General features: G+C 51.9%; 27 protein-coding genes, 1 other RNA gene and 1 pseudogene. 14 read left to right on the top strand and 15 right to left on the bottom strand.

Annotation, left to right across the window (positions count from 1 at the left end):
* Window positions 1-39: 39 nt before the first annotated feature.
* The 6 genes from acrA (at window position 40) to OGY15_RS16255 (ending at window position 6,828) form a co-directional block, all read left to right on the top strand.
* Complete coding sequence (gene acrA, locus OGY15_RS16280; RefSeq protein WP_151218648.1) at window positions 40-1,233, top strand: multidrug efflux RND transporter periplasmic adaptor subunit AcrA; 1,194 nt, start codon at window positions 40-42, stop codon at window positions 1,231-1,233.
* Window positions 1,234-1,255: 22 nt separating this feature from the next.
* A complete protein-coding gene (acrB, locus tag OGY15_RS16275; RefSeq protein WP_286540105.1) occupies window positions 1,256-4,405 on the top strand; it encodes an efflux RND transporter permease AcrB in 3,150 nt (1,049 codons plus the stop codon).
* Window positions 4,406-4,893: 488 nt separating this feature from the next.
* Window positions 4,894-5,268 (top strand): Hha toxicity modulator TomB, encoded by a 375-nt coding sequence (gene tomB, locus OGY15_RS16270; protein WP_151218646.1) that lies wholly within the window; start codon window positions 4,894-4,896, stop codon window positions 5,266-5,268.
* Between the two features lie 27 nt (window positions 5,269-5,295).
* The gene (hha, locus tag OGY15_RS16265) at window positions 5,296-5,514 is read left to right on the top strand and encodes a hemolysin expression-modulating protein Hha (RefSeq protein ID WP_002892050.1); all 219 of its coding nucleotides are present in this window, start codon (window positions 5,296-5,298) and stop codon (window positions 5,512-5,514) included.
* A gap of 178 nt (window positions 5,515-5,692) precedes the next feature.
* On the top strand, window positions 5,693-6,244 hold the full coding sequence (maa, locus tag OGY15_RS16260; protein WP_286540103.1) for a maltose O-acetyltransferase: 552 nt from the start codon (window positions 5,693-5,695) through the stop codon (window positions 6,242-6,244).
* A 116-nt stretch (window positions 6,245-6,360) separates the two neighbouring features.
* A complete protein-coding gene (locus OGY15_RS16255) occupies window positions 6,361-6,828 on the top strand; it encodes a YlaC family protein (RefSeq protein WP_286540101.1) in 468 nt (155 codons plus the stop codon).
* Window positions 6,829-6,909: 81 nt separating this feature from the next.
* Here the strand turns inward: OGY15_RS16255 and ykgO are convergent, their stop codons facing one another.
* Window positions 6,910-7,050 (bottom strand): type B 50S ribosomal protein L36, encoded by a 141-nt coding sequence (gene ykgO, locus OGY15_RS16250; protein ID WP_005125190.1) that lies wholly within the window; start codon window positions 7,048-7,050, stop codon window positions 6,910-6,912.
* A 1-nt stretch (window position 7,051) separates the two neighbouring features.
* Complete coding sequence (locus OGY15_RS16245) at window positions 7,052-7,312, bottom strand: type B 50S ribosomal protein L31 (RefSeq protein ID WP_016152070.1); 261 nt, start codon at window positions 7,310-7,312, stop codon at window positions 7,052-7,054.
* Window positions 7,313-7,499: 187 nt separating this feature from the next.
* Between OGY15_RS16245 and pdeB the strand changes: the two genes are divergently transcribed.
* Entirely contained in the window at window positions 7,500-9,053 is a 1,554-nt protein-coding gene (gene pdeB / locus OGY15_RS16240; protein ID WP_286540099.1) for a cyclic di-3',5'-guanosine monophosphate phosphodiesterase PdeB, read from the top strand.
* 51 nt (window positions 9,054-9,104) lie between these two features.
* Here the strand turns inward: pdeB and OGY15_RS16235 are convergent, their stop codons facing one another.
* Together OGY15_RS16235 and yczE are read right to left on the bottom strand one after the other, a co-directional pair.
* Complete coding sequence (locus OGY15_RS16235; RefSeq protein ID WP_151218644.1) at window positions 9,105-9,458, bottom strand: DUF1428 domain-containing protein; 354 nt, start codon at window positions 9,456-9,458, stop codon at window positions 9,105-9,107.
* 64 nt (window positions 9,459-9,522) lie between these two features.
* Window positions 9,523-10,152 carry a membrane protein YczE gene (yczE, locus tag OGY15_RS16230; RefSeq protein ID WP_151218643.1) on the bottom strand — a complete coding sequence of 210 codons (630 nt, stop codon included), beginning with the start codon at window positions 10,150-10,152 and terminating at the stop codon, window positions 9,523-9,525.
* Between the two features lie 87 nt (window positions 10,153-10,239).
* On the opposite strand from yczE, the gene yczR reads away from it, so the two are divergent.
* Window positions 10,240-11,667 carry a MocR-like transcription factor YczR gene (yczR, locus tag OGY15_RS16225; RefSeq protein ID WP_286540095.1) on the top strand — a complete coding sequence of 476 codons (1,428 nt, stop codon included), beginning with the start codon at window positions 10,240-10,242 and terminating at the stop codon, window positions 11,665-11,667.
* Window positions 11,668-11,726: 59 nt separating this feature from the next.
* Here yczR and OGY15_RS16220 read toward each other — a convergent pair whose 3' ends face one another.
* From OGY15_RS16220 to ffs, 3 genes are all read right to left on the bottom strand, one after another.
* On the bottom strand, window positions 11,727-11,945 hold the full coding sequence (locus tag OGY15_RS16220) for a hypothetical protein (protein ID WP_286540093.1): 219 nt from the start codon (window positions 11,943-11,945) through the stop codon (window positions 11,727-11,729).
* Complete coding sequence (locus OGY15_RS16215; RefSeq protein WP_286540091.1) at window positions 11,942-12,193, bottom strand: hypothetical protein; 252 nt, start codon at window positions 12,191-12,193, stop codon at window positions 11,942-11,944. The genes OGY15_RS16220 and OGY15_RS16215 overlap by 4 nt, the downstream gene beginning before the upstream one ends.
* 198 nt (window positions 12,194-12,391) lie before the next feature.
* Window positions 12,392-12,488: signal recognition particle sRNA small type (gene ffs / locus OGY15_RS16210), an RNA gene on the bottom strand.
* A 162-nt stretch (window positions 12,489-12,650) separates the two neighbouring features.
* On the opposite strand from ffs, the gene OGY15_RS16205 reads away from it, so the two are divergent.
* Entirely contained in the window at window positions 12,651-12,962 is a 312-nt protein-coding gene (locus OGY15_RS16205; protein ID WP_151218774.1) for a methylated-DNA--[protein]-cysteine S-methyltransferase, read from the top strand.
* A 31-nt stretch (window positions 12,963-12,993) separates the two neighbouring features.
* On the opposite strand, the gene OGY15_RS16200 is transcribed toward OGY15_RS16205, so the two are convergent.
* Window positions 12,994-13,563, bottom strand: a complete 570-nt coding sequence (locus OGY15_RS16200) for a YbaY family lipoprotein (RefSeq protein WP_151218639.1) — start codon at window positions 13,561-13,563, stop codon at window positions 12,994-12,996.
* 212 nt (window positions 13,564-13,775) lie between these two features.
* Between OGY15_RS16200 and tesB the strand changes: the two genes are divergently transcribed.
* Window positions 13,776-14,636 (top strand): acyl-CoA thioesterase II, encoded by an 861-nt coding sequence (tesB, locus tag OGY15_RS16195; RefSeq protein ID WP_151218638.1) that lies wholly within the window; start codon window positions 13,776-13,778, stop codon window positions 14,634-14,636.
* Between the two features lie 72 nt (window positions 14,637-14,708).
* Here tesB and amtB read toward each other — a convergent pair whose 3' ends face one another.
* The 5 genes from amtB to OGY15_RS16170 form a co-directional block, all read right to left on the bottom strand.
* Window positions 14,709-15,995, bottom strand: coding sequence for an ammonium transporter AmtB (gene amtB, locus OGY15_RS16190; protein ID WP_151218637.1), 1,287 nt, complete (start codon window positions 15,993-15,995; stop codon window positions 14,709-14,711).
* 31 nt (window positions 15,996-16,026) lie between these two features.
* Window positions 16,027-16,365 carry a P-II family nitrogen regulator gene (gene glnK, locus OGY15_RS16185; protein WP_003021657.1) on the bottom strand — a complete coding sequence of 113 codons (339 nt, stop codon included), beginning with the start codon at window positions 16,363-16,365 and terminating at the stop codon, window positions 16,027-16,029.
* 202 nt (window positions 16,366-16,567) lie between these two features.
* On the bottom strand, window positions 16,568-18,346 hold the full coding sequence (locus OGY15_RS16180) for a SmdB family multidrug efflux ABC transporter permease/ATP-binding protein (RefSeq protein ID WP_286540085.1): 1,779 nt from the start codon (window positions 18,344-18,346) through the stop codon (window positions 16,568-16,570).
* Entirely contained in the window at window positions 18,339-20,111 is a 1,773-nt protein-coding gene (locus OGY15_RS16175) for a SmdA family multidrug ABC transporter permease/ATP-binding protein (RefSeq protein ID WP_151218634.1), read from the bottom strand. Before OGY15_RS16175 ends, OGY15_RS16180 begins: the two co-directional genes overlap by 8 nt.
* A gap of 44 nt (window positions 20,112-20,155) precedes the next feature.
* Window positions 20,156-20,614, bottom strand: a complete 459-nt coding sequence (locus OGY15_RS16170; protein WP_003021649.1) for an Lrp/AsnC family transcriptional regulator — start codon at window positions 20,612-20,614, stop codon at window positions 20,156-20,158.
* Window positions 20,615-20,730: 116 nt separating this feature from the next.
* Here OGY15_RS16170 and OGY15_RS16165 point away from each other — a divergent pair, with 116 nt between their 5' ends.
* On the top strand, window positions 20,731-21,786 hold the full coding sequence (locus OGY15_RS16165; protein WP_219608505.1) for a PLP-dependent cysteine synthase family protein: 1,056 nt from the start codon (window positions 20,731-20,733) through the stop codon (window positions 21,784-21,786).
* 50 nt (window positions 21,787-21,836) lie between these two features.
* Here OGY15_RS16165 and cof read toward each other — a convergent pair whose 3' ends face one another.
* Window positions 21,837-22,655, bottom strand: a complete 819-nt coding sequence (gene cof / locus OGY15_RS16160) for an HMP-PP phosphatase (protein ID WP_187252912.1) — start codon at window positions 22,653-22,655, stop codon at window positions 21,837-21,839.
* Window positions 22,656-22,800: 145 nt separating this feature from the next.
* Here cof and OGY15_RS16155 point away from each other — a divergent pair, with 145 nt between their 5' ends.
* Complete coding sequence (locus OGY15_RS16155) at window positions 22,801-24,501, top strand: SgrR family transcriptional regulator (protein ID WP_187252913.1); 1,701 nt, start codon at window positions 22,801-22,803, stop codon at window positions 24,499-24,501.
* 64 nt (window positions 24,502-24,565) lie between these two features.
* The gene (queC, locus tag OGY15_RS16150) at window positions 24,566-25,261 is read left to right on the top strand and encodes a 7-cyano-7-deazaguanine synthase QueC (protein ID WP_151224863.1); all 696 of its coding nucleotides are present in this window, start codon (window positions 24,566-24,568) and stop codon (window positions 25,259-25,261) included.
* A gap of 57 nt (window positions 25,262-25,318) precedes the next feature.
* Here the strand turns inward: queC and OGY15_RS16145 are convergent.
* A pseudogene (locus tag OGY15_RS16145) lies at window positions 25,319-25,585 on the bottom strand (YbgC/FadM family acyl-CoA thioesterase); the annotation flags it as partial.
* Window positions 25,586-25,688: 103 nt separating this feature from the next.
* Between OGY15_RS16145 and OGY15_RS16140 the strand changes: the two are divergent.
* Window positions 25,689-26,829 (top strand): IS4-like element ISVsa5 family transposase (locus tag OGY15_RS16140; protein WP_286539751.1); only part of this gene is annotated, 1,141 nt, incomplete at its 3' end.

Genomic DNA, 26,829 nt, shown 5'->3' with positions numbered 1-26,829 from the left:
CCATTGATCAATTTGAAATCGGACACTCGAGGTTTACATATGAACAAAAACAGAGGGTTAACGCCTCTGGCAGTCGTTCTGATGCTCTCAGGCAGCTTAGCGCTAACAGGATGTGACGACAAACAGGCCCAACAAGGGGGCCAGCAAATGCCAGAGGTTGGAGTTGTTACGCTCAAAACTGAACCTCTACAGATCACAACCGAACTTCCGGGTCGCACCAGTGCGTTTCGTATTGCTGAAGTTCGTCCTCAGGTTAGCGGGATTATCCTGAAACGTAATTTCACGGAAGGTGGTGACATCGAAGCGGGTGTATCTCTCTATCAGATTGATCCTGCTACTTACCAGGCCGCTTATGAAAGTGCAAAAGGTGATCTGGCCAAAGCACAAGCCGCAGCAAATATCGCTCAACTGACGGTGAAACGTTATCAGAAACTGTTAGGTACGAAGTACATCAGCCAACAGGACTACGATAGCGCGCTGGCTGACGCACAGCAGGCAAACGCCGCCGTTGTTGCCGCGAAAGCCGCGGTAGAAACTGCACGCATCAATCTGGCTTACACCAAAGTGACGTCGCCGATCAGCGGTCGCATTGGTAAATCATCCGTTACGGAAGGCGCTCTGGTACAAAACGGTCAGGCGACCGCACTGGCGACCGTTCAGCAGTTGGATCCCATCTATGTAGACGTGACGCAGTCAAGTAATGACTTCCTGCGCCTGAAACAAGAGCTGGCCAACGGCACGCTGAAGCAAGAGAACGGTAAAGCGAAAGTTGAGCTGGTGACCAATGACGGCATTAAATACCCGCAGTCCGGTACGCTGGAATTTTCTGATGTGACGGTAGATCAAACCACTGGGTCGATTACGTTACGCGCAATTTTCCCGAACCCGGATCATACCTTACTGCCGGGTATGTTCGTCCGCGCACGTCTGGAAGAAGGGATTAACCCAACTGCATTACTGGTTCCGCAGCAAGGCGTTACCCGCACACCGCGTGGCGATGCCAGTGCATTGGTTATCGGTGCTGACAACAAAGTTGAAACGCGTCAAATTGTCGCCGCACAAGCGATTGGCGACAAATGGTTAGTCACTGATGGACTTAAGCCGGGCGACCGCGTGATTGTTACTGGGCTGCAAAAAGTACGTCCTGGCGCGCAGGTAAAAGCGCAGGAAATAACCGCAGATAACAACCAGCAAGGCGCAAGCGGTAGCCAGTCTGAGCAGTCCAAGTCTTAACTTAAACAGGAGCCGTTAAGACATGCCTAATTTCTTTATCGATCGCCCAATATTTGCGTGGGTGATCGCCATTATCATCATGTTGGCAGGGGGGCTCGCGATCCTCAAATTGCCGGTGGCGCAATATCCAACTATTGCACCGCCAGCAGTGACGATCTCCGCGACCTACCCTGGCGCTGATGCCAAAACAGTACAGGATACTGTTACGCAGGTTATCGAACAGAATATGAACGGTATCGATAACCTGATGTACATGTCCTCTAACAGTGACTCAACCGGTACGGTTCAGATCACCCTGACTTTCCAGTCAGGCACTGATGCTGACATTGCGCAGGTTCAGGTGCAGAACAAACTGCAACTGGCGATGCCGCTGCTGCCGCAGGAAGTACAACAACAGGGCGTGAGCGTTGAGAAATCGTCCAGTAGCTTCCTGATGGTTGTCGGCGTTATCAACACCAACGGCACCATGACGCAGGAAGATATTTCCGACTATGTGGGCGCCAACATGAAGGACGCGATCAGCCGTACTTCAGGTGTGGGTGATGTGCAGCTGTTCGGTTCCCAGTACGCGATGCGTATCTGGATGGATCCGAACAAACTGAACAACTTCCAACTGACCCCGGTTGATGTGATCAGCGCCATTAAAGCGCAGAATGCCCAGGTTGCAGCCGGTCAGTTAGGCGGTACGCCGCCGGTGAAAGGCCAGCAACTTAACGCGTCGATCATTGCGCAAACCCGTCTGACCTCCGCAGATGAGTTCGGCAAAATTCTGCTGAAAGTAAATCAGGATGGTTCCCAGGTGCGTCTGCGCGACGTCGCGAAAGTCGAACTGGGTGGCGAAAACTACGACATCATTGCGAAGTTCAACGGTAAACCGGCTTCCGGTCTGGGTATCAAGCTGGCGACAGGCGCGAACGCCCTCGACACCGCTAACGCTATCCGCGAAGAGCTGAAGAAGATGGAACCGTTCTTCCCGTCAGGTCTGAAGATCGTATACCCGTATGACACTACGCCATTCGTAAAAATCTCTATTCACGAAGTAGTGAAAACGCTGGTTGAAGCAATCATCCTCGTATTCCTGGTTATGTATCTGTTCCTGCAGAACTTCCGCGCGACGTTGATTCCGACTATCGCTGTGCCAGTAGTGTTATTGGGTACGTTTGCCGTCCTTGCGGTTTTCGGCTTCTCGATAAACACACTGACGATGTTCGGTATGGTGCTCGCCATCGGCCTGTTGGTGGATGACGCCATCGTTGTGGTCGAGAACGTTGAACGTGTAATGGCTGAGGAAGGTCTACCGCCGAAGGAAGCAACGCGTAAATCAATGGGCCAGATTCAGGGCGCACTGGTGGGTATCGCGATGGTACTGTCAGCGGTATTTATCCCGATGGCGTTCTTCGGAGGGTCTACCGGTGCAATCTACCGTCAGTTCTCCATCACCATTGTTTCGGCAATGGCGTTGTCAGTGCTGGTGGCATTGATTCTGACCCCTGCCCTGTGTGCGACCATGCTCAAACCGATTGCAAAAGGCGATCACGGAGAAGGTAAAAAAGGCTTCTTCGGCTGGTTTAACCGCATGTTTGATAAGAGCACGCACCATTACACCGACAGCGTAGGCGGTATTCTGCGCAGCACCGGTCGTTATCTGGCGCTGTATCTGATCATCGTCGTGGGCATGGCCTATCTGTTCGTTCGTCTGCCAAGTTCGTTCCTGCCGGATGAAGACCAGGGGGTATTCCTGTCAATGGCTCAGCTGCCAGCGGGTGCAACGCAAGAGCGTACCCAGAAGGTGTTGGACGAGATGACGGATTACTATCTGACCAAAGAAAAAGCGAACGTTGAATCGGTGTTTGCCGTTAACGGTTTCGGTTTTGCGGGTCGTGGTCAGAACACCGGTATCGCGTTCGTCTCGTTGAAAGACTGGAGTGAACGTCCCGGCGAAGAGAACAAAGTTGAGGCCATTACTCAACGTGCGATGGGCGCATTCTCGCAGATTAAAGATGCCATGGTCTTTGCCTTCAACCTGCCAGCAATTGTGGAGTTAGGTACTGCTACCGGTTTCGACTTCCAGTTGATTGACCAGGCGGGCCTGGGCCATGAGAAACTGACGCAGGCACGTAACCAGCTGTTTGGTGAAGTCGCGAAGCATCCTGACCTGCTAGTCGGCGTACGTCCTAACGGTCTGGAAGATACGCCGCAGTTCAAGATCGATATCGATCAGGAAAAAGCGCAGGCTCTGGGTGTTTCCATTAGCGACATTAATACAACGCTGGGTGCGGCATGGGGCGGAAGCTACGTGAATGACTTCATTGACCGTGGTCGTGTGAAGAAAGTTTACGTCATGTCTGAAGCGAAATACCGTATGTTGCCGGAAGACATTGGAAACTGGTATGTCCGCGGCAGCGATGGACAAATGGTACCGTTCTCTGCCTTCTCGACCTCACGCTGGGAATTCGGTTCACCGCGTCTGGAACGCTACAACGGTCTGCCTTCCATGGAAATCTTAGGCCAGGCCGCACCGGGTAAAAGTACCGGTGAAGCCATGGCAATGATGGAGCAACTGGCCAGCAAACTGCCATCTGGTATCGGCTATGACTGGACCGGTATGTCCTACCAGGAACGACTGTCCGGCAACCAGGCCCCTGCCCTGTATGCCATTTCACTGATTGTCGTATTCCTGTGTCTGGCGGCATTGTACGAGAGCTGGTCCATTCCGTTCTCCGTTATGCTGGTGGTACCGTTGGGGGTAATCGGCGCATTGCTGGCAGCAACATTCCGCGGCCTGACCAACGACGTTTACTTCCAGGTGGGCCTGCTCACAACCATTGGGTTATCGGCGAAGAACGCGATACTTATCGTCGAATTCGCCAAAGACTTGATGGATAAAGAAGGCAAAGGTCTGATAGAGGCGACGCTGGACGCGGTCCGCATGCGTTTACGTCCGATCCTGATGACCTCGCTGGCCTTTATTCTGGGCGTAATGCCACTGGTAATCAGCTCCGGCGCAGGTTCCGGCGCGCAGAACGCCGTTGGTACTGGCGTAATGGGCGGGATGGTGACGGCAACCGTGTTGGCTATATTCTTTGTGCCGGTGTTCTTTGTGGTGGTACGCCGCCGCTTTAGCCGTAAAAGCGAAGATATTGAGCATAGCCACTCAGTAGACCATCATTGATACCTTTCTAAACATAAGGCCGCGCAAGCGGCCTTTTTTCTGAAAAATCATAAAATTCACGTATTGCGATTTCGTTTATTTTCTCCAGGTTAAATAATCGATATAATCCTTGTAGCCTTAAAGGCTATTCTTAAAAAATGATTAAGAGTACTTATTAACCTTAATAAATATTAAGATTATTCCTGGTAAGCAGCACACATTGTTGGCAGTGGCCTTGCATTTGTTAACCTAATCAAGATAACCCGATGATTGCCCGAAGAATAAAGAAGTTGTCCCATTTCGAATAGCGGCAGAGATCTGTTAAAATGTAAAAATGACCCTGCATCATAATTTTGCATAATTGTAATTTTTCGTGATATGACGATGAAATCTTTTTTAGAGTAGATTATAGTTAAATCATCAGGAGTCGCGTGCAAGTTCCAGGTAGTTTGTTGTATCCATCCCGAAAGGTGTTCGGTTAGTTTAAGCCACTAAGAAGGGGATGCGTTATGGATGAATACTCACCCAAAAGACATGATATCGCACAGCTTAAATTTCTCTGTGAAACCCTGTATCATGACTGTCTTGCAAACCTTGAACAAAGTAACCATGGCTGGGTTAATGACCCTACCTCTGCCACCAGCTTGCAGCTCAATGAACTGATAGAGCATATTGCAACCTTCGCACTTAATTATAAAATTAAGTACAATGAGGACAATAAGCTGATTACGCAGATAGATGAATATCTGGATGACACTTTTATGTTGTTCAGCAGTTATGGTATTAATATGCAGGATCTGCAGAAATGGCGGAAGTCAGGTAATCGACTGTTTCGCTGTTTTGTCAATGCCACCAGGGCTAATCCTGTTAGTTTGTCTTGTTAAAAATTATTACAATCATAGGTAAGAGTTATGTCCGATAAACCATTAACTAAAACTGATTATTTGATGCGCCTGCGACGTTGCCAGACAATTGACACCCTTGAGCGCGTTATTGAAAAAAATAAATATGAATTGTCCGACAACGAACTGGCTGTATTTTACTCAGCAGCAGATCATCGCCTTGCTGAATTGACCATGAATAAGCTCTACGACAAGATTCCAACTTCTGTTTGGAAATTCATTCGCTAATACTCACAGGTTAAGTCAGGTATCGCGGCACATTTGTCTGGCTGACCATTTTCGTATTTACAATGATTATTTAATTCAAATCACGTGACTACGATCACAGCGAAGAAACGGGAACGTTCCCCTTGAATGCATTGCGTTTTACTGTGTTGAAATGACTACCAGACACAGGGAATTCGTAATGAGTAATGAAAAGCAAAAAATGATCGCTAGCGAACTTTATAGCCCTGCAGATGAAACGTTACGCCACGACCGGCTACGCGCTCGTCAGTTGACCTGGCGCTACAATCTTACCGCTCCTGATGAAAAAAGTGAGCGACAGGCTATTCTGCATGAACTGTTGGGCCAGAGTAAAGGCGCTTACATTGAACCCTCTTTTCGCTGTGATTACGGCTACAACATCTATCTCGGTAAAGAATTTTACGCCAACTTCGACTGCGTTATGCTCGACGTCTGCCCAATCCATATTGGCGACAACTGCATGTTAGCTCCAGGAGTCCATATCTATACCGCGACCCATCCGCTGGATGCTACCGAGCGAAACAGTGGCATGGAGCTTGGCAAACCTGTGACTATTGGCAACAACGTATGGATAGGTGGACGCGCGGTGATAAACCCTGGCGTAACGTTGGGTGATAATGTGGTTGTGGCCTCAGGCGCGGTGGTTACGAAAAGCGTTCCAGCAAATAGCGTGGTCGGGGGCAATCCCGCCAGGATTATCAAAACGCTGTGATCCTAAATGTAACTGTTATGCTAAATTGTGGTTAATCTGTTACTTTCTTCAAAAGGTATCCCCTTTTAAAATAGGGCGATCGTACCTGAACATCGCAGACACCACGAAGGCAAGAGATGACAGAAATACAGCGCCTGCTTACCGAAACCATCGACGACTTAAATATTCGCGAAAAACGCGACAACAAACCGCGCTTTAGCATCAGTTTTATTCGCAAATATCCTGGCCTGTTTATCGGCATGTATGTTGCGTGGTTTGCCACGCTGGCGGTGATGCTACAGTCAGAAACGTTAGTCGATTCAGTATGGCTGCTGGTGGTTCTGTTCGTCATACTCAACGCGTTTTTCTTTTTCGACGTTGCGCCAAGATACCGCTTTGAAGATATCGACGTACTGGATTTCAGAGTTTGCTATAACGGCGAATGGTATAACACGCGCTTTGTTCCCTCTTCACTCATAGATACCATCATGCACTCACCTTCCGTCGATAGCGAACATAAAACGCGGTTGCAAAAGATGATATCCCGTAAGGGCGAGCTCTCTTTCTACGATGTGTTTACGCTAACCCGGTCCCAGAACAGTTAGTAAGGGCGTCTCAGCGCAGATAAAAAAAGTGCGTCCCTGTAAAGGGAACGCACTTTATTCCCTGAAATGCTGGCAAAGAAACTAACGTCTTTTTTTACGTCCTTGAACCGCTTTAAAGCGCGGATTCGTTTTGCAGATAACGTACAAACGCCCTTTGCGTTTCACTATCTGGCAGTCGGGATGACGCTGTTTTGCACTACGAAGTGAATTAAGTACCTGCATCTTAACCTCGCTTAGTGCCAATAAAATGACCAAAACGCTTCTGGAAACGTGCTGCACTGCCTTCGTTATCAAAGGTTTTTTGTTTCCCGGTGTAGTACGGATGCGATTTGGAAGAGATATCCAGAGTCACATACGGGTACATTTTCCCCTCAAACTCAATCTCACGCTCCGTTTTGATGGTCGAACCGACCTTAAAGAATTCATTGGCGCTGGTATCGTGAAACACCACGGTACGGTAAAAAGGATGAATATCCGGTTTCATGGCAACCTCAAATTGCTATGTTATAACATACAAACAAAAATACACCACTCTTGTACGAATCTCAACCCGATTTACGTTGTGGTTTTTTAACGGGACGATAAATGGCCGTAAATATATGATGCCAATCGGATTGCTTTTTCGGCTTTCAGATATACTTTCCCTACGCTGTGTAAATAAGGATATAACCGTGACAACACGACATCTGATAAGCCTGGTGACAGGGGTACTGTTTCTTTCCATCCTCGCCCCCGTAGGTTTAAGCCTGTGGCTGGCGCATCGTCAGGTTGAAACGAAATTTATCGATGAACTCGATATGTTCTCCATGCGCGCTGCATTACGTACGGAACGCGTTGGCGAACAGGCCAAAAAAGCCTTACGCAGTATCGAGTCCTTTCAGGGCGTGCCATGCAGCGACGAACACTTGCTGGAAATGCGTCGTTTATCATACAGTTACCGTAACATTCAGGAAGTGCTGTACCTTAAAGATAACGTTCCACAATGCTCATCCCTGGAAAAAAGAAGCCAGGCGGTCGCGTTTCCTCCGGCAATGAAAGTCACGCCAGATGGATATCGCGCGTGGCTGACCACGCAAAACGATTTGGGCATCAAACGTTTTATGGCGGCATTAGGTAGCCAGCATTACGTCGTGATGATCGATCCCGGTTCTTTTATTGACGTCATCCCGTTTGGATCCTGGCCGATTGAAGTCGCCATCATTGGCACCGCGCGTAACATGGTGGTAGCCAGTAGCGCCGATCTGCCATCGGACGTTTTACACCATGTGCAACAAGAGCGTTCGATTACCCATTTTCAGAAAGATGGCAGTATTTATAACGCCCGCCCTTTCCCCGAGTTGGGCATTACGGTTGTAACATGGGCATCCACATTACCTGTGCAAAAAAGCTGGCATAGACAGGCGCTGATCTGGCTGCCGGCAGGGATTCTTATCGGTTTACTCACCGCCGCCTTTATTCTGCGTATTTTACGCCGTTTACAGTCTCCCCATCACCAATTGCAGGACGCTATCCAGCATCGGGATATCAAGGTTCACTACCAGCCGATTATCTCGCTTAAAACGGGCAAAGTGGTCGGGGCAGAAGCGCTGGCTCGCTGGCAGCAAGCCGACGGAAGCTATCTGTCGCCGGAAATTTTCGTCGCAATGGCACAAGAAACCGGGCTTTCTGAGCCGCTTACTCTTTTGATTATTGAAAGCGTATTTGACGATCTTGGAAGATGGCTGCGTCAACATCCTGACCAGCATATCTCCATTAACCTTGAGTCAGCCGATCTGACCTCGGAAACGCTTCCTGCGCTGTTGAGCCGCAAGGTGAATCAATGGCAACTAAAGCCTGAGCAAATCACGCTGGAGCTGACCGAACGCGAGTTTGCCGACCCGAAAAACAGTGCGCCCTTTATTGCCAAATACCGTCAGGCTGGTCATTCAATTTATATTGATGACTTTGGCACCGGCTATTCCAGTCTGAGCTATTTGCAGGATCTGGATGTGGACATCCTGAAGATAGACAAATCGTTTGTCGATGCGCTGGAGTACAACAACGTCACACCGCATATCATCGAGATCGCGAAAACACTGAAGCTGGAGATGGTGGCTGAAGGTATTGAAACCGAGAAGCAGGAAGCCTGGCTACGCCAGCATGGCGTACAGTATGGTCAGGGCTGGCTTTATAGCAAAGCGCTGCCGAAGGCGGCATTTATTCTGTGGGCAGAAAAACGGCTTTAACGTAGCGGTTGATACTGAGATGGCTGGCGGCACGCCGCACAACCAGTCACATCACTCTTCCATGATGGGCGCAAATCCACCGTAGATCATCCGCTTGCCATCAAATGGCATAGATTCCCCGAATTCCTTCATCCGGGGATCGGACATCATCTTCTGATTCGCCGCGTCACGGACCTCTTTGGAAGGGTATTCAATCCAACTGAATACCACCTCTTCATGATCCAGGGCTTTCACTGCCATGCGAAAATCGGTCAGTTTGCCGTCGGGAACATCATCTGCCCAACACTCCACCACGCGCAATGCGCCGAACTCCTTGAAAAGCGGAGCTGCTTTTGCCGCCATCGCAATGTACGCCTCCTTGTTTTCAGCGGGTACGGCAACCACAAAGCCATCAACATACTTCATGAGAAAAACCTCCGAAGTGTACTGCGCGGCAAGCCGATTCCGGCCGCGTCAGTCGAGACTAAGTTTAGTCGCCAGCAGACGATCGTGCCCCAGGCGCATTCCTGGGACGGATTCGCGACTGCGGCTGATGGCGAAACCACGGCAGGCAAATCTGAATGAGCGGCCCGATAGCCAGCGCATACAGCACCGTCCCAACCCCGACGGTTCCCCCCAGCAGCCAGCCGATAAGCAGAACAGACACTTCAATTGCGGTGCGAATTCGTCGTACTGGCCAGCCGGTACGCGCGTGAATACCAGTCATCAGACCGTCACGCGGGCCTGCGCCAAAACCGGCGCCAATGTACAGACTGGTGGCTAACGCATTCAGGATCACCGCTGACACCAGCAGCCCGCTGCGCGCCATCAGGGATTCAAATCCCGGTATCACCACCAGTGCGACATCTGCCGCCAGCCCGATCATAATCACGTTGCTCAACGTGCCAAAACCCGGGCGCTGGCGTAGCGGTATCCATGCCAGCAGCACCATTACGCCCACGGCGATAATCACGACACCGATATTCATCGACACTAAATTTGCCACGCCCAGGTGAAATACGTTCCACGGATCGGCCCCTAGATCGGCACGGACAAACATCGCCGTCGACACACCGTACAGCGTCAGCCCGATAAACAGCTGAAGTAAACGACGCAGCATGTTATTTCCCTCTTACTCTCAGATGGCTTTCATCTTCACCGCAATTGGCACTATGATTAATGTCCAGTTTTCAAAAAGTGGACTGTTATGTCATCTCGCCGTTACGGAAGTCAATCTTTGCAGCGCCTGCTCGGGAACTGGCAGGAAAGCCCCTCACGAACGCCTATCTGGCGACAACTGGCGGAAGCATTACGTCTGCTGATCCTTGATGGTCGACTGGCGCTGGATAGTCGCTTGCCCGGTGAGCGCGAGCTCGCCGCCGTTCTGGAAGTAAGTCGAACCACCGTCGCCAGCGCCATGGCGCAACTGCGTGAAGAGGGATATCTGGAAAGTCGTCATGGGAGCGGCTCACGGGTGATCCTGCCGGAACACATTCGCCATGTGCCAACGCGAACCAGCACCGGCACAGCGCTTGATTTGTCCACGGCGGCACTGAGTGCTGGCCCTGAAATTCACCAGGCTTACCAGCAAGCGCTGTTTGCGATGCCGCAGCATTTGCTAAGCTCTGGGTATCTGCCACAGGGACTGGCTGTTTTGCGTGAATCCATCGCCCGGCATTATTGCGAACGCGGACTCCCGACACAGCCCGATGAAATAATGGTCGTGAACGGCGCGGTCAGCGGACTGGCGCTGATCCTGCGTTTACTCACCGGTCCCGGCGATCGCGTAGTGGTCGATCATCCCACTTATCCGCTGGCGATTGCAGCAATACAAGGGGCGTCATGTCGCCCCGTTGGCGTGTCGCTGCCTGAGCACGGTTGGGATACGGCGGGTCTGGTTGCCACTCTCGCGCAAACCGCCCCGAGAATGGCCTATCTGATGCCGGACTTTCACAACCCGACCGGCCGCTGTATGGACGCCGCAACTCGTCAGGTCGTGGCGGATATTGCTGAAAGGACGCGCACTACACTGGTGGTCGATGAGACCATGGTGAACCTGTGGTATGACGCCCCGCCTCCACCGCCACTTGCTGCATTCAATCGCGATGCACCGATAATTCTGCTGGGTTCGGCAGGGAAAAGCTTTTGGGGCGGATTACGTCTGGGCTGGATTCGGGCCTCGTCGCGTACCATTGCCGCGCTGGTACAAACCCGCGACACCTTCGATTTGGGCTCTCCGGTGCTGGAACAACTCGCCACCAGCTGGTTGCTGGATAACGCCGCCGACTTTCTTCCTGGCAGAAGACGCCTGCTCACATCGCAGCGAGACTTGTGCTCGAGCCTGATGAACTCACATTTCCCGGAGTGGCAATTTACCCAGCCACAGGGAGGACTCTCTTTCTGGGTTGAACTACCCGATACGCTGGCAACGCTCTTTGCCACGCGCGTCGAAAGCGCTGGCATCCAGTTGGGTACCGGTACGCGATTTGGCCTTGATGGCGCATTCGATCGCTTTTTGCGTATGCCCTTCACGTTACCGGGTGACACTGCGCGCGCCGCCTTCAGAGTATTGCAACCCATTTGGGATAATCTGCGTTTACAGGCCAGCAGCGGGAAAATGCGTAAAATAATCTAAGCCACGAGTCAACGGACTCGCCCAGGAATGCCGCAATGGACGAGGAAGTCCCGGCAATATTACCGCTGAGGGGGAACCGGAAATCCCTTCAGCGAAATGACGAAATTCTCACCATCTTTTTTAATTTTTGCCCCTGCATCACACCAGTCGGAGGCAATACGAAAGAACTCATCGCTGCCGACATTCCAGCTCAAACGAACATGTTTCACATAACCGGAGCACAGCATTTCACAGGCTTCGCTGTAATTACAGGCGGTTGAGAGCGGTTGTTGTTTCATTTTTTCTTCTTCAGCAATTTTCGCAATGCTTTGATTTCTTTAGGAGTCAGAACGTCAACTACGGATTCTTCCGTATGCTGGCTATCGATATCCTCAGCAGAGACTCCTGCCTCTTCAACGGCGGAAAATGCGATTAGCAGCAGTTTTTCCGTTGCGATACTTAAATTCTCGTTATGTACTTCAGCGTAATGGCGAAGCTTTTCTTTTAGCGCCTCATCAATTTTGACATTCAATACAGCGGTCGACATCGTAAAAAATCCTTGTGGTCAGCCAAAAGACATCGCATGTAAGGCCCATGGCATTACAACGCGATGGCAGCGGCAAAAGCATCAAATAACATCCCCGAAACACATTGACAGCATTTGATGACATTAAAATGACAATACGATGACAAAAAAAGTAGATAAGCAGAAGGAAAATTGCCGGACGGCAGAATTGGGTGGGGGCCCTGCCAGCTACATCCCGGCACACACGTCATCTGCCTTGGCTGCTTCCTTCCGGACCTGACCTGGTAAACAGAGTAGTGTTGCGGGAGAACCAACAGAGCCCCCATTGAGAGCGTTGTTAACCAACGCGCAGGCGCATTATCACTGCTGCACCCTGTAATTGCAACCCATCCAGCACCGGATGCTGTTTTCTTGCGCAATGCGGCTTCACTCCTTCACCATTCGGCATTATGCTGAAGGATTAGCGCAGGAATAAATGATGGATATACAAGACACTTTCCCCCAACGCGTCTGGCAAATTGTCGCGTCAATTCCCGAAGGTTTCGTCACCACTTATGGCGATGTGGCCAGGCTTGCGGGATCGCCTCGGGCTGCGCGTCAGGTAGGCGGCGTGCTTAAACGTCTTCCCGAAGGGAGTAGCCTGCCCTGGCATCGGGTGGTCAATCGCCATGGTATTATTTCGCTGACTGGGCCTGACCTGCAACGCCAACGTCAGGCGTTACTGGCAGAAGGGATCGTGGTTTCAGGAAGCGGACAGATCGATTTACAGCGCTATCGCTGGGTGTACTAACCCTCCCCAGGCGGAGAGGGTTATGAAAACCTTAGTACTGCGTGGGAGCAGGAACCGCAGAAGACGGATTCATCTGGGTTGGTGACGTTGACGGCACCGTGGTTGCAGAGCCACCACTCGCCTGAACCGGTACTGCCGTTTGCTGCACAGGCACCAGCGTCAGGTCGGCTTTCTTACCACCCTGATTAATCACCGGCTGAACGGTATCGGTGATAAAGACCAGTTTGTCATTAACCGTAATGGCCGCACTCAGCAGGATACGCGCGTTAGGCTGAATATCTGCCGGGTTAAACGGTAATACGAAGCTGAATGGTGCTTGCTTACCTTCAGTACGAACCGCTTTTTGCGACAGCACTTTTGACGGCGCATCAGCCAGTGACGCATCCGACAGCGTCACGGTCAGCACCGCATCAGGTGGCAAGGCCACTTTCTGACGGATCCATACTGTACCGGAGACATTCGGCTGTTGAATTTTAGACTGTGTGTCAGCAATTGACGTATTAGGGCTTGGCGCAGGTGTCTGAATATCCGCGCTTTTATCAGCACAGGCCGCTAAAGCGACCGCAACCGCTAAACCACTTACCATGTGCACGAGTTTCATTAAATTCTCCTTATCATCTATGCACCAGCGAGAACTTTCCTCGCCAGAAGAGTGGTTAACAAAAACATAACGTGACTAAGTGTGGCACAAGACAGCTGGTTTTGCCTGTAATCGGCCAGTAATTCAGACAATTGCACCCATCGGACCACTTTTAAAATTGCGTTATACTCTGCCTACCTCGCTGCGACATCGATATCACCTGGAGAGCACGTATGAGTCTGGCACTGAAAAATTTGCTGACATTGTTAAATCTGGAAAAAATTGAAGAAGGACTCTTTCGGGGCCAAAGTGAAGACTTAGGGTTACGTCAGGTTTTTGGGGGACAGGTTGTCGGTCAGGCGCTATATGCCGCAAAAGAAACCGTACCGGAAGAGCGCCTGGTGCACTCCTTTCACAGTTATTTTTTACGCCCCGGCGATAGCCAAAAGCCGATCATCTATGATGTGGAAGTCCTGCGTGATGGTAACAGCTTTAGCGCACGTCGCGTTGCCGCGATCCAGAATGGTAAACCCATTTTTTACATGACTGCTTCGTTTCAGGCACCGGAAGACGGATTTGAACATCAGAAAACCATGCCAAAGGCACCGGGTCCCGATGAGCTGAAATCAGAAACGGAAATTGCCCGCTCAGTGGCGCATTTGCTGCCGCCGTTGTTGAAAGAAAAATTTATTAACGATCGTCCGTTGGAAGTGCGACCAGTGGAGTTTCATAATCCCTTAAAAGGTCACGTCGCACCTCCGGCGCGTCAGGTGTGGATCCGAGCCAACGGAACACTACAAGACGATCTGCGCGTTCATCAGTATCTGCTGGGGTATGCCTCAGATCTGAACTTCCTGCCTGTTGCGCTGCAGCCCTACGGGATTGGCTTCCTGGAGAAAGGGATTCAGATCGCCACCATTGACCATTCCATGTGGTTCCACCGTCCGTTCAATATCAATGAGTGGCTGCTGTATAACGTCGAGAGTACTTCGGCCTCCGGTGCCCGGGGCTTTGTTCGCGGAGAGTTTTATACCCAGGACGGCGTGCTGGTCGCTTCTACCGTCCAGGAAGGGGTAATGCGTAATCGCAATTGATGCCTTATCCGGCCTACAGACTAAATCATCGTAGGCCGGATAAGCGTTTAGCACCATCCGGCAGTTTGAGATTCAGGCGTTATAAGCGTTCTCACCATGGCTGTTCACATCCAGACCTTCGCGCTCCTGCTCTTCCGGTACGCGCAGACCAACCGTCATGTCCGCCAGCTTATAACCAATGAAAGCCACCACACCGGACCAGACGATGGTGATCGCCACGCTTTCCAGTTGTATCAGCAGCTGATGCCCCATGGTCACACCCTCGGCAAAGCCCACACCTCCCAGAGAACTTGCAGCGAAAACTCCGGTCATGATGCAGCCGACAATGCCGCACACACCGTGAACGCCAAACACGTCACACGGGTCATCCACGCGCAGAAAACGCTTCAGCATGGTTACGCCCCACAGACCTGCCAGCCCCGCAACGACACCGATAATCAGCGCACCGCCAACACCGATATAGCCACATGCAGGTGTTACGCCTACCAGACCGGCAATGGCGCCAGAACACGCGCCCAGCAGAGACGGTTTGCCACGCAGCGCCCATTCGCCGAAGATCCATCCGAGGATGGCGGCCGCGGTGGCAACCACGGTATTGACGAAGGCCAGTGCAGCGATTTCATTCGCCATACCCGCAGAACCAGCGTTAAAGCCAAACCAACCAATATAAAGGATAGCGGTACCGGTGAAGACCATGGGCAGATTGTGCGGTTTAAAGGCTTCTTTACCAAAACCGACGCGTTTGCCAATCAGATACGCCCCCACCAGGCCGGCAATCGCCGCGTTGATGTGCACCACTGTTCCACCTGCAAAATCCAAGGCGCCATGGGAAGCCAGCAAGCCGCCGCCCCAGACCATATGGGCAATGGGGATATAGGATAGCGTTAGCCACACCACCACAAAAATCAGCACCGCAGAGAAGCGAATACGTTCAGCTAGTGCCCCAACGATAAGTCCCACGGTGATGCAGGCGAACGAGCCCTGAAAAGCAACGTGAATGTACTGGTAGAAGCTCCCCGTGACCGCCGTCAGCGCGATGTTCTTCAGCAATACCCAGTTAAAGTTGCCGAAGAAATTATTCCCTTCACCAAAGGCCAGTGAGTAGCCATAAACCACCCATAAAATACAAACCAGAGCAAATGTCACTGTAACCTGGGTCAGCATCGACAACACGTTCTTACCGCGAATCAAACCGCCGTAGAACAGCGCAATGCCTGGGATAGTCATAAACAGCACCAGTGCGGTACAGATCATCATAAAAGCATTATCCGCTTTATCCGCAACAGCCGGTGCTGCCATCGACAGCCCCGGCAGCAGCGCCAGTGAAGCAATACCCGTTTTCATCGTCGCTATCTTCATTTTTTGGTTTCCTATCACTGTGTGCCAGAAATTACAGTGCGGCTTCGTCGGCTTCGCCGGTACGAATACGAATCACACGTTGCAGCTCGGCGACGAAGATTTTGCCGTCGCCAATTTTTCCGGTGTAGGCCGCCTTACTGATGACATCAATCACGCCATCCAGTTGGTCGTCGGCAATCGCCACATCAATCTTCACCTTTGGCAGAAAGTTGACGCTATATTCTGCCCCACGGTACAACTCAGCATGACCTTTCTGTCGGCCAAACCCCTTCACTTCGGTGACGGTCAGCCCCTGAATACCAATAGACGACAATGCTTCACGGACGTCTTCGAGTTTGAACGGTTTGATTACCACGGTAACCAGCTTCATAGATCCCCTCCAGTCAGAATTCAGTAGTGGCTGCAGATACACCTGTTGAATGTTGCAAGGGATGTGCCAGGAATGAAAAATGCGGAATAGTTCAGGCTTACAGGGTACTGTCGAGGGAGAAAAAGAAAAAACGCACTATGGCGGTGCATAGTGCGTTACATTTTTGCACCAGATTGTTGATTGTCGTATCAGAGCTACGCTATCAGGCGAGCACAGAATCCTCTTGCGTGCTGGCGGCTAACTCCTCACCCGCCAGCTGCAGCTGGTACATCTGCCAGTAACGGCCTTGTGCCGCGAGTAATTGCTGGTGCGTACCACGCTCAACCGCCTGCCCACGATGCAGCACCAGAATGGTATCCGCATCGACAATCGTCGATAACCTATGCGCAATCACCACCAGCGTGGTGTGTTCACGTATCGCCGCCAGCGCGTGCTGTATGGCCTGTTCAGTGCCGGAGTCAATACTGGCCGTGGCTTCGTCGAGGATCAGCACCTGCGGCGTTTCAACCAATACCCGTGCCAGCGCCAGCAGCTGTTTCTGCCCAACAGAGAGATTATTGCCCTGCTCGCCCAGCCGGGTATGAATCCCCTCACTTAGACCCCGCGCCAGTTCCGCTAGCTGTACGGTTTCCAGCGCCTGCCACACCCGTTCTTCTGAGATATCACGACCCAGCGTGACGTTTGCCAGGAAAGTATCTGCCATCACCACCGGATCCTGCTGCACCATCGCGATGCCCTGACGCAATGCACTGTGGCTCAGTGAAGACAACGGCCGTCCATCAAGACGGATTTCACCCTGCGTCAGAGGGTAGTACCCCATCAGCAGGCTGGCCAGCGTACTTTTGCCGCTGCCAGTGTGTCCGACCAAAGCCACAAAACTGCGCGATGGTACGGACAGGCTGATGTTTTGCAGCACCAGATTGTCGTCACGATAGGCAAATGAAACGTTATCCACCTCAATGTCCCCGCTCTTCAGCGGTCGCTCATCGTCACCATAGCGCTGACGTGGTCCGTCCATCAGCTCGAACACTCGCTCACCGGCGACAACCGCCTGTTGCAACATGGATTGCTGGGTAGTCAACTCAATCAGCGGTTCGTTCAAACGGCCAAGATAGCTGATAAACGCGTACAGCACGCCAACCTCGATGGCGCTGCCAGAGGTAAAGCTGAACAACATCAGCAAACCGCAGAGGATCAGCGCCGAGAAAAGGCTCAACAGCGGACGCAGCAAAAAGCCATCCAGGCGCAGAGTCTGCATACGCGCCATATAGTGCGAACGGCTGGCCTCGCCCATTCTCTCGCCAAATCGCGCCTGCTGGCGGAACTGTTGGATAACGCTCATGCCGTTGATAACTTCGTTAAAGCCATCGTTAATATCCGCCAGATAAGCGCGAACCCGGCGCACAATCGGGGTGCTGTAACGTTGATAAATCACCATCACCACCAGCACAGCCGGGAAAATGGCCATCGCCACCAGCGCCATACGCCACTCGAGGCTAAACATCGCTACCAGCATGGCGCCGATTAAGGCCGCGCTGCGCAGCACCGTTGCCACCACCGTCACGTACAAATCGCGAATAACTTCGGTGTCATTGGTCACGCGGGAGATAAGCTGCCCGACAGGTTGCGTATCAAAGGCGCTCAGCGGCTGGCGTAACGCCGCGTCCATTACGTCGGTGCGTAACTGTTGTACTACGCCGACCGCCGCCTGGTTAAACAGCAATGACTGTGCGTAATGCAGGCCTGCTGCCAGCAGTTGCAGACCGATATACGCCGCAACCAGCCCGGAGACCATTGCCAGCGGCAGATTATTCTTCGCCACCATATTATCGATAAAATAGCTAATCAGCAGCGGGCCGCTGACTTCCGCCGCCGCCGCCACCCACAGCATGACCACCGCAATTGCCAGCTGTTTTCGCCACGGAGAGCCGTACGCCAGTAGTCTTTTCAGGGTCGGCCATAGCTGCCCAAAACTACGCATTAGCCGCCTCCTCGTTTATTTCTGGTGTATCAGACAGCGCCGCTTCCAGTTGCTGATAGCGGTACATATCGCGATACCAGCCTGGCTGTTGCACTAAGGCCTCATGTTCGCCGCGCTGGGCAACATGCCCATGTTGCATCACAATAATCTCGCTGGCCTCCGTCAGGGCGGATAAACGGTGGGCGCTGATAATCACGGTTCGGCCTTCGCCCCACTGGCGCAGGTTATGCAGGATCTGATGCTCGGTACGACCATCTACTGCCGACAGCGCATCATCCAGAATCAGGATTTCAGCGTTCAGCAGTAGCGCTCGGGCGATAGAAATACGCTGTTTTTGTCCACCCGACAGCATCACCCCGCGTTCGCCTACTTCGGTGTTATAGCCTTGTGGAAGACGTAAAATATCCTCATGGACGCTGGCGAGGCGCGCCACATGTTCGATCTCTTCCTGCGTGGCTTGCGGACGCCCTAACGCGATGTTGTTGCCGACGGTATCCGAAAACAGGAATGGCGTCTGGCTGACAACCGCCAGTCGGCTGCGCCAGCTATCCAACTGTAAGCGCGTCAGCGGGATATCATGAAAGCGCACATCGCCCTCGGTGATATCAAAATGACGCTGGATCAGCGACAACACCGTACTTTTCCCCGCGCCGGTCGGACCACAAATGCCCAGCATTTGCCCTGGATTGAGCTGGAAGTTCACATTTTCCAGTGCCGGGTGGGTGGTTTGCGGGTAGCAAAATTCGCGAATCGCCACCGCCAGTTCGCCGCGTCCTTCCGGCACGGGTTCTGTGCCGTCATCCACCACCGGTGCCTCAGCCAGCATGGCGCGAATACGGCTGTAGGCGGCGCTGCCACGCTCGACGATGTTAAACATCCATGCCAGCGCCAGCATCGGCCAAATCATCAGGCCGAGATACATCATAAAGCTGGTGAGCTGGCCGAGCGTCAGCGAACCGTGTACCACCATCCAGCTTCCTCCGGCAATCGCCAGTAGATTAGCCATCCCAATGGCGATATAAATTGTGGGATCAAAGCGAGCGTCAATGCGTGCCACGCGCAGGTTTTTCTTACCGGTATCTTCGGCATCTGCGGCAAATAATGCCGACTGCCGATCCTCGAGACCAAAGGCCTTGATCATGCGAATACTGGTCAGACTTTCCTGAGTACGATCGTTGAGACTGGAAAACGCCGCCTGAGCCAGCTTAAAGCGGTTGTGGAGTCGATCGCCGTAACGCTTGATCATTAACGCCATCACCGGCATCGGCAGCAGCGCAATGAGCGTGAGCTGCCAGCTGATCTGCGTGGACATCACGATCAGCACCGCGCATCCCATGACCAGAGAATCTACGAGCGTCAGCACGCCTTCACCAGCGGCGAATACCACGCGATCGACATCGTTGGTGGCACGCGCCATCAGATCGCCCGTGCGGTGACGCAGATAAAACTCTGGATGCTGGCGACTCAACTGACGGTAATAATCTTCCCGCAGCTCAACCGCCAGTTGGTAGGATGCGCCAAACAATAGCACGCGCCAGACATAGCGCAGCAAATAAACCACCACGGCGATCAATGCAATGGTTCCCACCCACATCAGCAGCCGCTCGGTGGTGAAGCGTTGAGTGGTTACCCCATCGACAATGATCCCAACCACTTTCGGCGGAATAAGCTGAAGAATAGCGATGATGATAAGCAGGGCCACCGCCCCGAGGTAGCGACGCCACTCCCGGCGGAAGTACCAGCTTAATTGAGCAAATAATCGCACGCGTAATGTCCTGACAAAATTTTCGGCAATAAGCGCCGGGAGAATTATTCAATAGGGAGAGCTGTTGTGTATTTAATCTGTTCCATCGCAAAGCTGGAGGTGACGTCAGACAGGCCAGGTACGCTGTTCACCAGGCGTTTATAAAATTCATCGTAGCTTTTCATATCAGCAACCTGCACTCGCATCAGGTAGTCATACTCCCCTGCCATACGCCAGAACCCCAGTACTTCCGGCATACCGGTGACTTCGGTAACAAAGCGGCAATACCATTCGCTGCTGTGGTGCTGAGTTTTGATCAGCACAAACGCGGTTAAGCCCAGCCCCAGTTTTTCGGGGTCCAGCAAAGCGACTCTACCCAGCAGAACACCGTCATCCTCGAGCCGTTTGAGGCGTTTCCAGCAGGGGGTGGTAGTCAGATTAACGGCATCTGCTAACGCCTGCAAAGAAAGGGTGCAGTCCTGTTGCAGTAAGCCAAGCAGCTTACGGTCAATTTTGTCTAACATATCCACTCCACAGAGAAGAATTTTCTCCTTACATTCTATTTTAAAGGCTAAATGGCAACAATTTTTTCCGTGCTTTTCGCTATTCTGGGCACAAAATGACAAATGGATATCCATTAATTATGAATAGCTCCTGGGTTAAAAACGCCATCAATGAAATCAACGCGGATTATCAGCGTTCTGCGGATACGCATCTCATTCGTCTGTCGCTACCGGCGTTTCCGGGTATTCAGCTCTATTTGAAAGATGAGAGCACGCATCCTACCGGGAGCCTGAAGCATCGTCTGGCGCGTTCACTGTTTTTGTACGGACTGTGCAATGGCTGGATCAAAGAAGGCACCACCATTATTGAATCATCGTCCGGTTCAACGGCGGTCTCTGAGGCTTATTTCGCCCGACTGTTAGGACTGCCGTTTATTGCCGTCATGCCTTCCTGCACCGCGAAACGTAAAATTGAACAGATTGAATTTTACGGCGGTCGCTGTCATTTCGTGGAAAGCGCCTGCGAAATCTATGCAGCCTCTGAACAGCTGGCGCGTGAGCTGAACGGTCATTACATGGACCAGTTCACTTATGCTGAGCGCGCCACCGACTGGCGCGGCAATAACAATATTGCCGACAGCATTTTCCGTCAGATGCAGTGCGAGCCCAACCCCGTCCCCCGTCATATCGTAATGAGCGCCGGAACCGGCGGCACTTCAGCAACCATTGGCCGTTATATTCGCTGTCAGGGCTACGACACTCGTCTGATGGTAGTAGACCCGGAGAACTCGGTTTTTCTGCCCTTCTGGCAGGAGCGCGATGCGACATTGCGCAGCCCGGTCGGAAGCAAAATCGAAGGCATCGGTCGCCCGCGTGTCGAACCGTCCTTTATTCCTGACGTAGTTGATGAAATGCTGCGCGTACCGGATGCCGCAAGCGTGGCGACCGCGCACTGGCTGGAAACGCAGCTGGGTCGTAAAGTCGGCGCCTCAACCGGCACCAACATGTGGGGAACGCTGCAACTTGCCGCGCGCATGCGCAACGCCGGAGAAACGGGTTCACTGGTGACGCTGCTGTGTGACAGCGGCGAACGTTATCTGGAAACCTACTACAACCCGCAGTGGGTCGACGCGCACATTGGTGATTTAACGCCGTGGAAAGCAGAACTTGCCCAGTTGCTGAATACACACTGAGCAGACAAAAAAAAGCCAGACGCGAAGTCTGGCTTGCTGGAAGGGATCTCTCATTCGGGGGAATAAGGTAGATGCGGATTGTCCAGCCAATGCGTCAAAAAGTGTGACACCGCCTGATTACGGCAATGCCCAATCACCGATAAATGAGGCAGTTCAGCCATCAGTTGCGGCATTGCGTTACCCATAATAAGACCACGCCCAACGCTGCCTAACATTTCGCGATCGTTCATAGCATCGCCAAATGCCATACACTCGGCCATTGAATACCCTAAGTGGTCACTCAACACCGCCAGCGCGGATCCTTTGTTACAGCCCAGCGGCAGCACCTCGAGGCAATCAAACGCGGAGAAACAGAGATGCGCCTGTTCTCCCAGCGCTTCATTCAGTTGAATGCGCAATTGGATCAGAGACTCATGATCGCCACAGAAACAGACCTTCGTTACCTGATGAGCCGGAATACGTTTCACATCGACGATCTGGTAGCGAAATCCGCTATATACATGCGCCTGTAATAGCGAGGGGATCTCTTGTCCGGTGAACCAACCGTTGTCATTAAAGACATGCATGCTGGCGGTGGTATCCCATTTCTGATGTAACACGATATCCGCAACATTCGGATCCAGATCCTGTCGGTGCAACACATCGCCCTCCTGGGAGTGAATGCGCGTGCCGTTACCGGTGATCAAAAAGGCGTCCAGTGAGATCGAACCCAAAATATGGCGCATTTCCAGCACATGGCGGCCGGTGGCAAATGTCAGGGTGATATCGCGTTCACGCAGGCGCGCCAGCGTTGAAAGCGTTTCGTCACCTAAATGGTGATTCGGCATCAAAAGGGTGCCATCCATATCAAATGCAGCCAGACGAGCCATTTCTTTCTCCACACTGTGACGCGGTTAACTTGTGATTCAGTATCACCTGAGATATACGGAAGTAATAGTGAATAGATAAAATGAATTGTTCCGGGTTTATCTGCGCAAAAACCGTTAACGGGCCATCCTGAAGGATCAAGTATCAATGCGTCTGCTTAATCGCCTGAACCAGTACCAACGCCTGTGGCAACCGTCGCACGGCGAACCGCAGTCGGTGACCGTAGGGGAACTGGCCGAACGTTGTTTTTGCAGCGAGCGCCACGTACGCACCCTGCTAAAGCAAGCTCAGGATGCTGGCTGGCTGGAGTGGCACGCCCAGTCGGGGCGCGGGAAACGCGGGCAGTTACGCTTTTTGGTGACGCCAGATTCCCTGCGCAACACCATGATGGAACAGGCGCTACAAAAGGGAGAACAGCTTAGCGTGCTGGAGCTGGCTCAACTGGCACCGGGAGAATTAAGAACGTTGCTACAGCCGTTTATGGGCGGTCAGTGGCAAAACGACACGCCAACCCTGCGTATTCCCTATTACCGCCAGCTTGACCCTTTGCACCCTGGATTTCTCCCCGGCCGCGCGGAGCAACACCTCGCCGGACAAATTTTCTCTGGCCTGACCCGGTTTGACAGTAATACGCAACGCCCCTGCGGTGATTTGGCCCACCACTGGAATATCTCCGCCGACGGTCTGCGCTGGGATTTCTATATTCGGTCCACCTTGTACTGGCATAACGGCGATGCGGTCAGCAGCACGCAGCTACATCAACAATTGCTGAAGCTGTTAGCGCTACCGGCATTGAATAAGCTGTTTATCAGCGTAAAGCGTATTGAGGTGACGCATCCCCAGTGCCTGACCTTTATTTTGCATCGCCCCGATTACTGGCTGGCGCATCGTCTGGCAAGCTACAGCAGTCACCTTGCGCATCCTGCATACCCGGTTGTGGGTACTGGCCCGTTTAGGTTGACACTATTTACTCCTGAGCTGGTGCGTATCGAGAGTCACGATCACTACCATTTGAGACATCCGCTACTAAAAGCCATTGAATACTGGATAACCCCGCAGCTGTTCTCTCAGGATTTGGGCACCAGCTGTCGCCATCCTGTGCAAATTGCAATTGGTAAACCCGAAGAGCTGCCAATGCTAAGCCAGGTGAGCAGCGGGATCAGCCTCGGTTTTTGTTATCTCACGCTCAGAAAAAGCGCACGCCTGAATACGCAGCAGGCCCGTCGGCTGGTCAATATTATCCATCGTTCTTCCCTGCTACAAACGCTTGAGGTGGATGAAAATCTGATCACGCCAAGCAATGCGCTGTTGCCAGGATGGACTATCCCACAATGGGATGAGCTGGACGAGGTAGCGCTACCGGAAAAACTGACGCTGGCTTATCACCTGCCGGTAGAACTGCACGCCATGGCTGAACAGCTTCGACTGGCGCTGGCACAGCTCGGCTGTGAATTAACCCTTATTTTTCATAATGCTAAAAACTGGGATGGCGAGCATCCTTTAGCTCTGGCCGACCTGATGATGGGCGACAGATTAATTGGCGAAGCACCTGAATATACGCTCGAGCAGTGGCTGCGCTGCGATCAACTCTGGTCACACGTATTGAGCGCACCAGCATTTACTCATCTGCAAACTACCCTGGATGCCCTGCAAATCCAGGCCGATGAAGACGATCGTCATGCGGCCTTACAACAAGTTTTCGCCACGCTGATGCATGACGCAACCCTGACGCCGCTGTTCAATTATCACTATCGTATCAGCGCGCCACCGGGCGTGAACGGCGTACGCCTGAATCCTCGCGGCTGGTTTGAGTTCACCGAAGCCTGGCTACCGCCCCCGTTGGCATGAAGAAGCTGGTCGGCGACACGCCCAGGCGCTACCATAAGGGTTTTGTTATTTGTCAGGAAAAGCCATGAAACGTGCCGTTGTTGTATTCAGTGGGGGCCAGGACTCCACAACCTGTCTGGCGCAAGCGCTACATCAATATGATGAAGTACATTGCGTAACCTTCGATTATGGTCAGCGCCATCGCGCTGAGATCGATGTCGCACGTGACCTGGCCTTAAAACTCGGCGCACGCGCGCACAAGGTACTTGATGTCACGCTGCTCAGCGAACTGGCCGTCAGCAGCCTGACCCGCGATAATATTCCGGTACCTGATTACGAACCGGATGCGAACGGCATTCCCAACACCTTTGTGCCAGGACGCAATATTCTGTTTTTAACGCTGGCAGCAATTTACGCATATCAGGTACAGGCAGAGGCGGTCATTACCGGCGTGTGTGAAACGGATTTCTCTGGATACCCGGACTGTCGCGATGAGTTCGTCAAAGCGCTGAACCATGCCGTGAGCCTGGGGATGGCGAAAAATATCCGCTTTGAAACCCCGCTGATGTGGATCGATAAAGCCGAAACCTGGGCGCTGGCTGACTACTGGGGTAAGCTGGATCTGGTACGTGAAGAAACGCTGACCTGCTATAACGGCATCAAAGGTGACGGTTGCGGACACTGTGCGGCGTGTAATCTGCGCGCCAACGGCCTGAACCATTATCTTGCAGATAAACCGGCGGTGATGGCGGCAATGAAGCAGAAAACCGGGTTAAAGTAATGTGTTGAGTGATGCCGGATAGCTTTTGCTTATCCGGCCTGCAGACACTTGCAGCCACTACTGCACCATCTGCTGCAGCTTTTCGCGTAACTCCCCTTCCAGCGGCAGCGCTTTTTGCGTTTTCAAATCAATACAGACGAAGGTTATCAATGCGTCTGCCACCACCTGCCCTTCCGGCTCCAGGGTAATTGTCTGGTTTAACACCCCGCTTTTGCCATTTAATTGCTGAACCTGGCTGGTAATGGTCAGCAGGTCGCTGAGTACCGCTGGACGGCGGTAGTTAATATTTATATTCACGACCACAAAAGCGATATTGTGCGCTGATGAATCCCCTAATGATTTTTATCAAAATCATTAAGTTAAGGTAGATACACATCTTGTCATATGATCAAATGGTTTCGCCAAAAATCAATAATCAGACAACAAAATGTGCGAACTCGATATTTTACACGACTCTCTTTACCAATTCTGCCCCGAATTACACTTAAAACGACTCAACAGCTTAACGTTGGCTTGCCACGCCTTACTTGACTGTAAAACTCTCACTCTTACCGAACTTGGCCGTAACCTGCCAACCAAAGCGAGAACAAAACATAACATCAAACGAATCGACCGATTGTTAGGTAATCGTCACCTCCACAAAGAGCGACTCGCTGTATACCGTTGGCATGCTAGCTTTATCTGTTCGGGCAATACGATGCCCATTGTACTTGTTGACTGGTCTGATATCCGTGAGCAAAAACGGCTTATGGTATTGCGAGCTTCAGTCGCACTACACGGTCGTTCTGTTACTCTTTATGAGAAAGCGTTCCCGCTTTCAGAGCAATGTTCAAAGAAAGCTCATGACCAATTTCTAGCCGACCTTGCGAGCATTCTACCGAGTAACACCACACCGCTCATTGTCAGTGATGCTGGCTTTAAAGTGCCATGGTATAAATCCGTTGAGAAGCTGGGTTGGTACTGGTTAAGTCGAGTAAGAGGAAAAGTACAATATGCAGACCTAGGAGCGGAAAACTGGAAACCTATCAGCAACTTACATGATATGTCATCTAGTCACTCAAAGACTTTAGGCTATAAGAGGCTGACTAAAAGCAATCCAATCTCATGCCAAATTCTATTGTATAAATCTCGCTCTAAAGGCCGAAAAAATCAGCGCTCGACACGGACTCATTGTCACCACCCGTCACCTAAAATCTACTCAGTGTCGGCAAAGGAGCCATGGATTCTAGCAACTAACTTACCTGTTGAAATTCGAACACCCAAACAACTTGTTAATATCTATTCGAAGCGAATGCAGATTGAAGAAACCTTCCGAGACTTGAAAAGTCCTGCCTACGGACTAGGCCTACGCCATAGCCGAACGAGCAGCTCAGAGCGTTTTGATATCATGCTGCTAATCGCCCTGATGCTTCAACTAACATGTTGGCTTGCGGGCGTTCATGCTCAGAAACAAGGTTGGGACAAGCACTTCCAGGCTAACACAGTCAGAAATCGAAACGTACTCTCAACAGTTCGCTTAGGCATGGAAGTTTTGCGGCATTCTGGCTACACAATAACAAGGGAAGACT

The organism is Citrobacter sp. Cu231, from assembly GCF_030332265.1.
GTDB classification, from domain to species: Bacteria; Pseudomonadota; Gammaproteobacteria; order Enterobacterales; family Enterobacteriaceae; genus Citrobacter; species Citrobacter meridianamericanus.
The sequence above is the reverse complement of the archived record's forward strand: the minus strand, read 5'-3'. Positions and strand labels throughout refer to the sequence as shown.

Coding starts and splice junctions, on each gene's coding strand:
- yczE (WP_151218643.1), bottom strand. CDS start 10,152: ATGCTGCGTCGTTTACTTCAGCTGTTTATCGGGCTGACGCTGTACGGT.
- amtB (WP_151218637.1), bottom strand. CDS start 15,995: ATGAAGATAGCGACGATGAAAACGGGTATTGCTTCACTGGCGCTGCTG.
- OGY15_RS16245 (WP_016152070.1), bottom strand. CDS start 7,312: ATGAAACCGGATATTCATCCTTTTTACCGTACCGTGGTGTTTCACGAT.
- maa (WP_286540103.1), top strand. CDS start 5,693: ATGAGTAATGAAAAGCAAAAAATGATCGCTAGCGAACTTTATAGCCCT.
- OGY15_RS16205 (WP_151218774.1), top strand. CDS start 12,651: ATGGATATACAAGACACTTTCCCCCAACGCGTCTGGCAAATTGTCGCG.
- OGY15_RS16255 (WP_286540101.1), top strand. CDS start 6,361: ATGACAGAAATACAGCGCCTGCTTACCGAAACCATCGACGACTTAAAT.
- cof (WP_187252912.1), bottom strand. CDS start 22,655: ATGGCTCGTCTGGCTGCATTTGATATGGATGGCACCCTTTTGATGCCG.
- acrA (WP_151218648.1), top strand. CDS start 40: ATGAACAAAAACAGAGGGTTAACGCCTCTGGCAGTCGTTCTGATGCTC.
- OGY15_RS16220 (WP_286540093.1), bottom strand. CDS start 11,945: ATGAAACAACAACCGCTCTCAACCGCCTGTAATTACAGCGAAGCCTGT.
- yczR (WP_286540095.1), top strand. CDS start 10,240: ATGTCATCTCGCCGTTACGGAAGTCAATCTTTGCAGCGCCTGCTCGGG.
- OGY15_RS16215 (WP_286540091.1), bottom strand. CDS start 12,193: ATGTCGACCGCTGTATTGAATGTCAAAATTGATGAGGCGCTAAAAGAA.
- acrB (WP_286540105.1), top strand. CDS start 1,256: ATGCCTAATTTCTTTATCGATCGCCCAATATTTGCGTGGGTGATCGCC.
- OGY15_RS16200 (WP_151218639.1), bottom strand. CDS start 13,563: ATGAAACTCGTGCACATGGTAAGTGGTTTAGCGGTTGCGGTCGCTTTA.
- OGY15_RS16235 (WP_151218644.1), bottom strand. CDS start 9,458: ATGAAGTATGTTGATGGCTTTGTGGTTGCCGTACCCGCTGAAAACAAG.
- queC (WP_151224863.1), top strand. CDS start 24,566: ATGAAACGTGCCGTTGTTGTATTCAGTGGGGGCCAGGACTCCACAACC.
- hha (WP_002892050.1), top strand. CDS start 5,296: ATGTCCGATAAACCATTAACTAAAACTGATTATTTGATGCGCCTGCGA.
- OGY15_RS16170 (WP_003021649.1), bottom strand. CDS start 20,614: ATGTTAGACAAAATTGACCGTAAGCTGCTTGGCTTACTGCAACAGGAC.
- OGY15_RS16155 (WP_187252913.1), top strand. CDS start 22,801: ATGCGTCTGCTTAATCGCCTGAACCAGTACCAACGCCTGTGGCAACCG.
- OGY15_RS16180 (WP_286540085.1), bottom strand. CDS start 18,346: ATGCGTAGTTTTGGGCAGCTATGGCCGACCCTGAAAAGACTACTGGCG.
- glnK (WP_003021657.1), bottom strand. CDS start 16,365: ATGAAGCTGGTTACCGTGGTAATCAAACCGTTCAAACTCGAAGACGTC.
- tesB (WP_151218638.1), top strand. CDS start 13,776: ATGAGTCTGGCACTGAAAAATTTGCTGACATTGTTAAATCTGGAAAAA.
- tomB (WP_151218646.1), top strand. CDS start 4,894: ATGGATGAATACTCACCCAAAAGACATGATATCGCACAGCTTAAATTT.
- ykgO (WP_005125190.1), bottom strand. CDS start 7,050: ATGCAGGTACTTAATTCACTTCGTAGTGCAAAACAGCGTCATCCCGAC.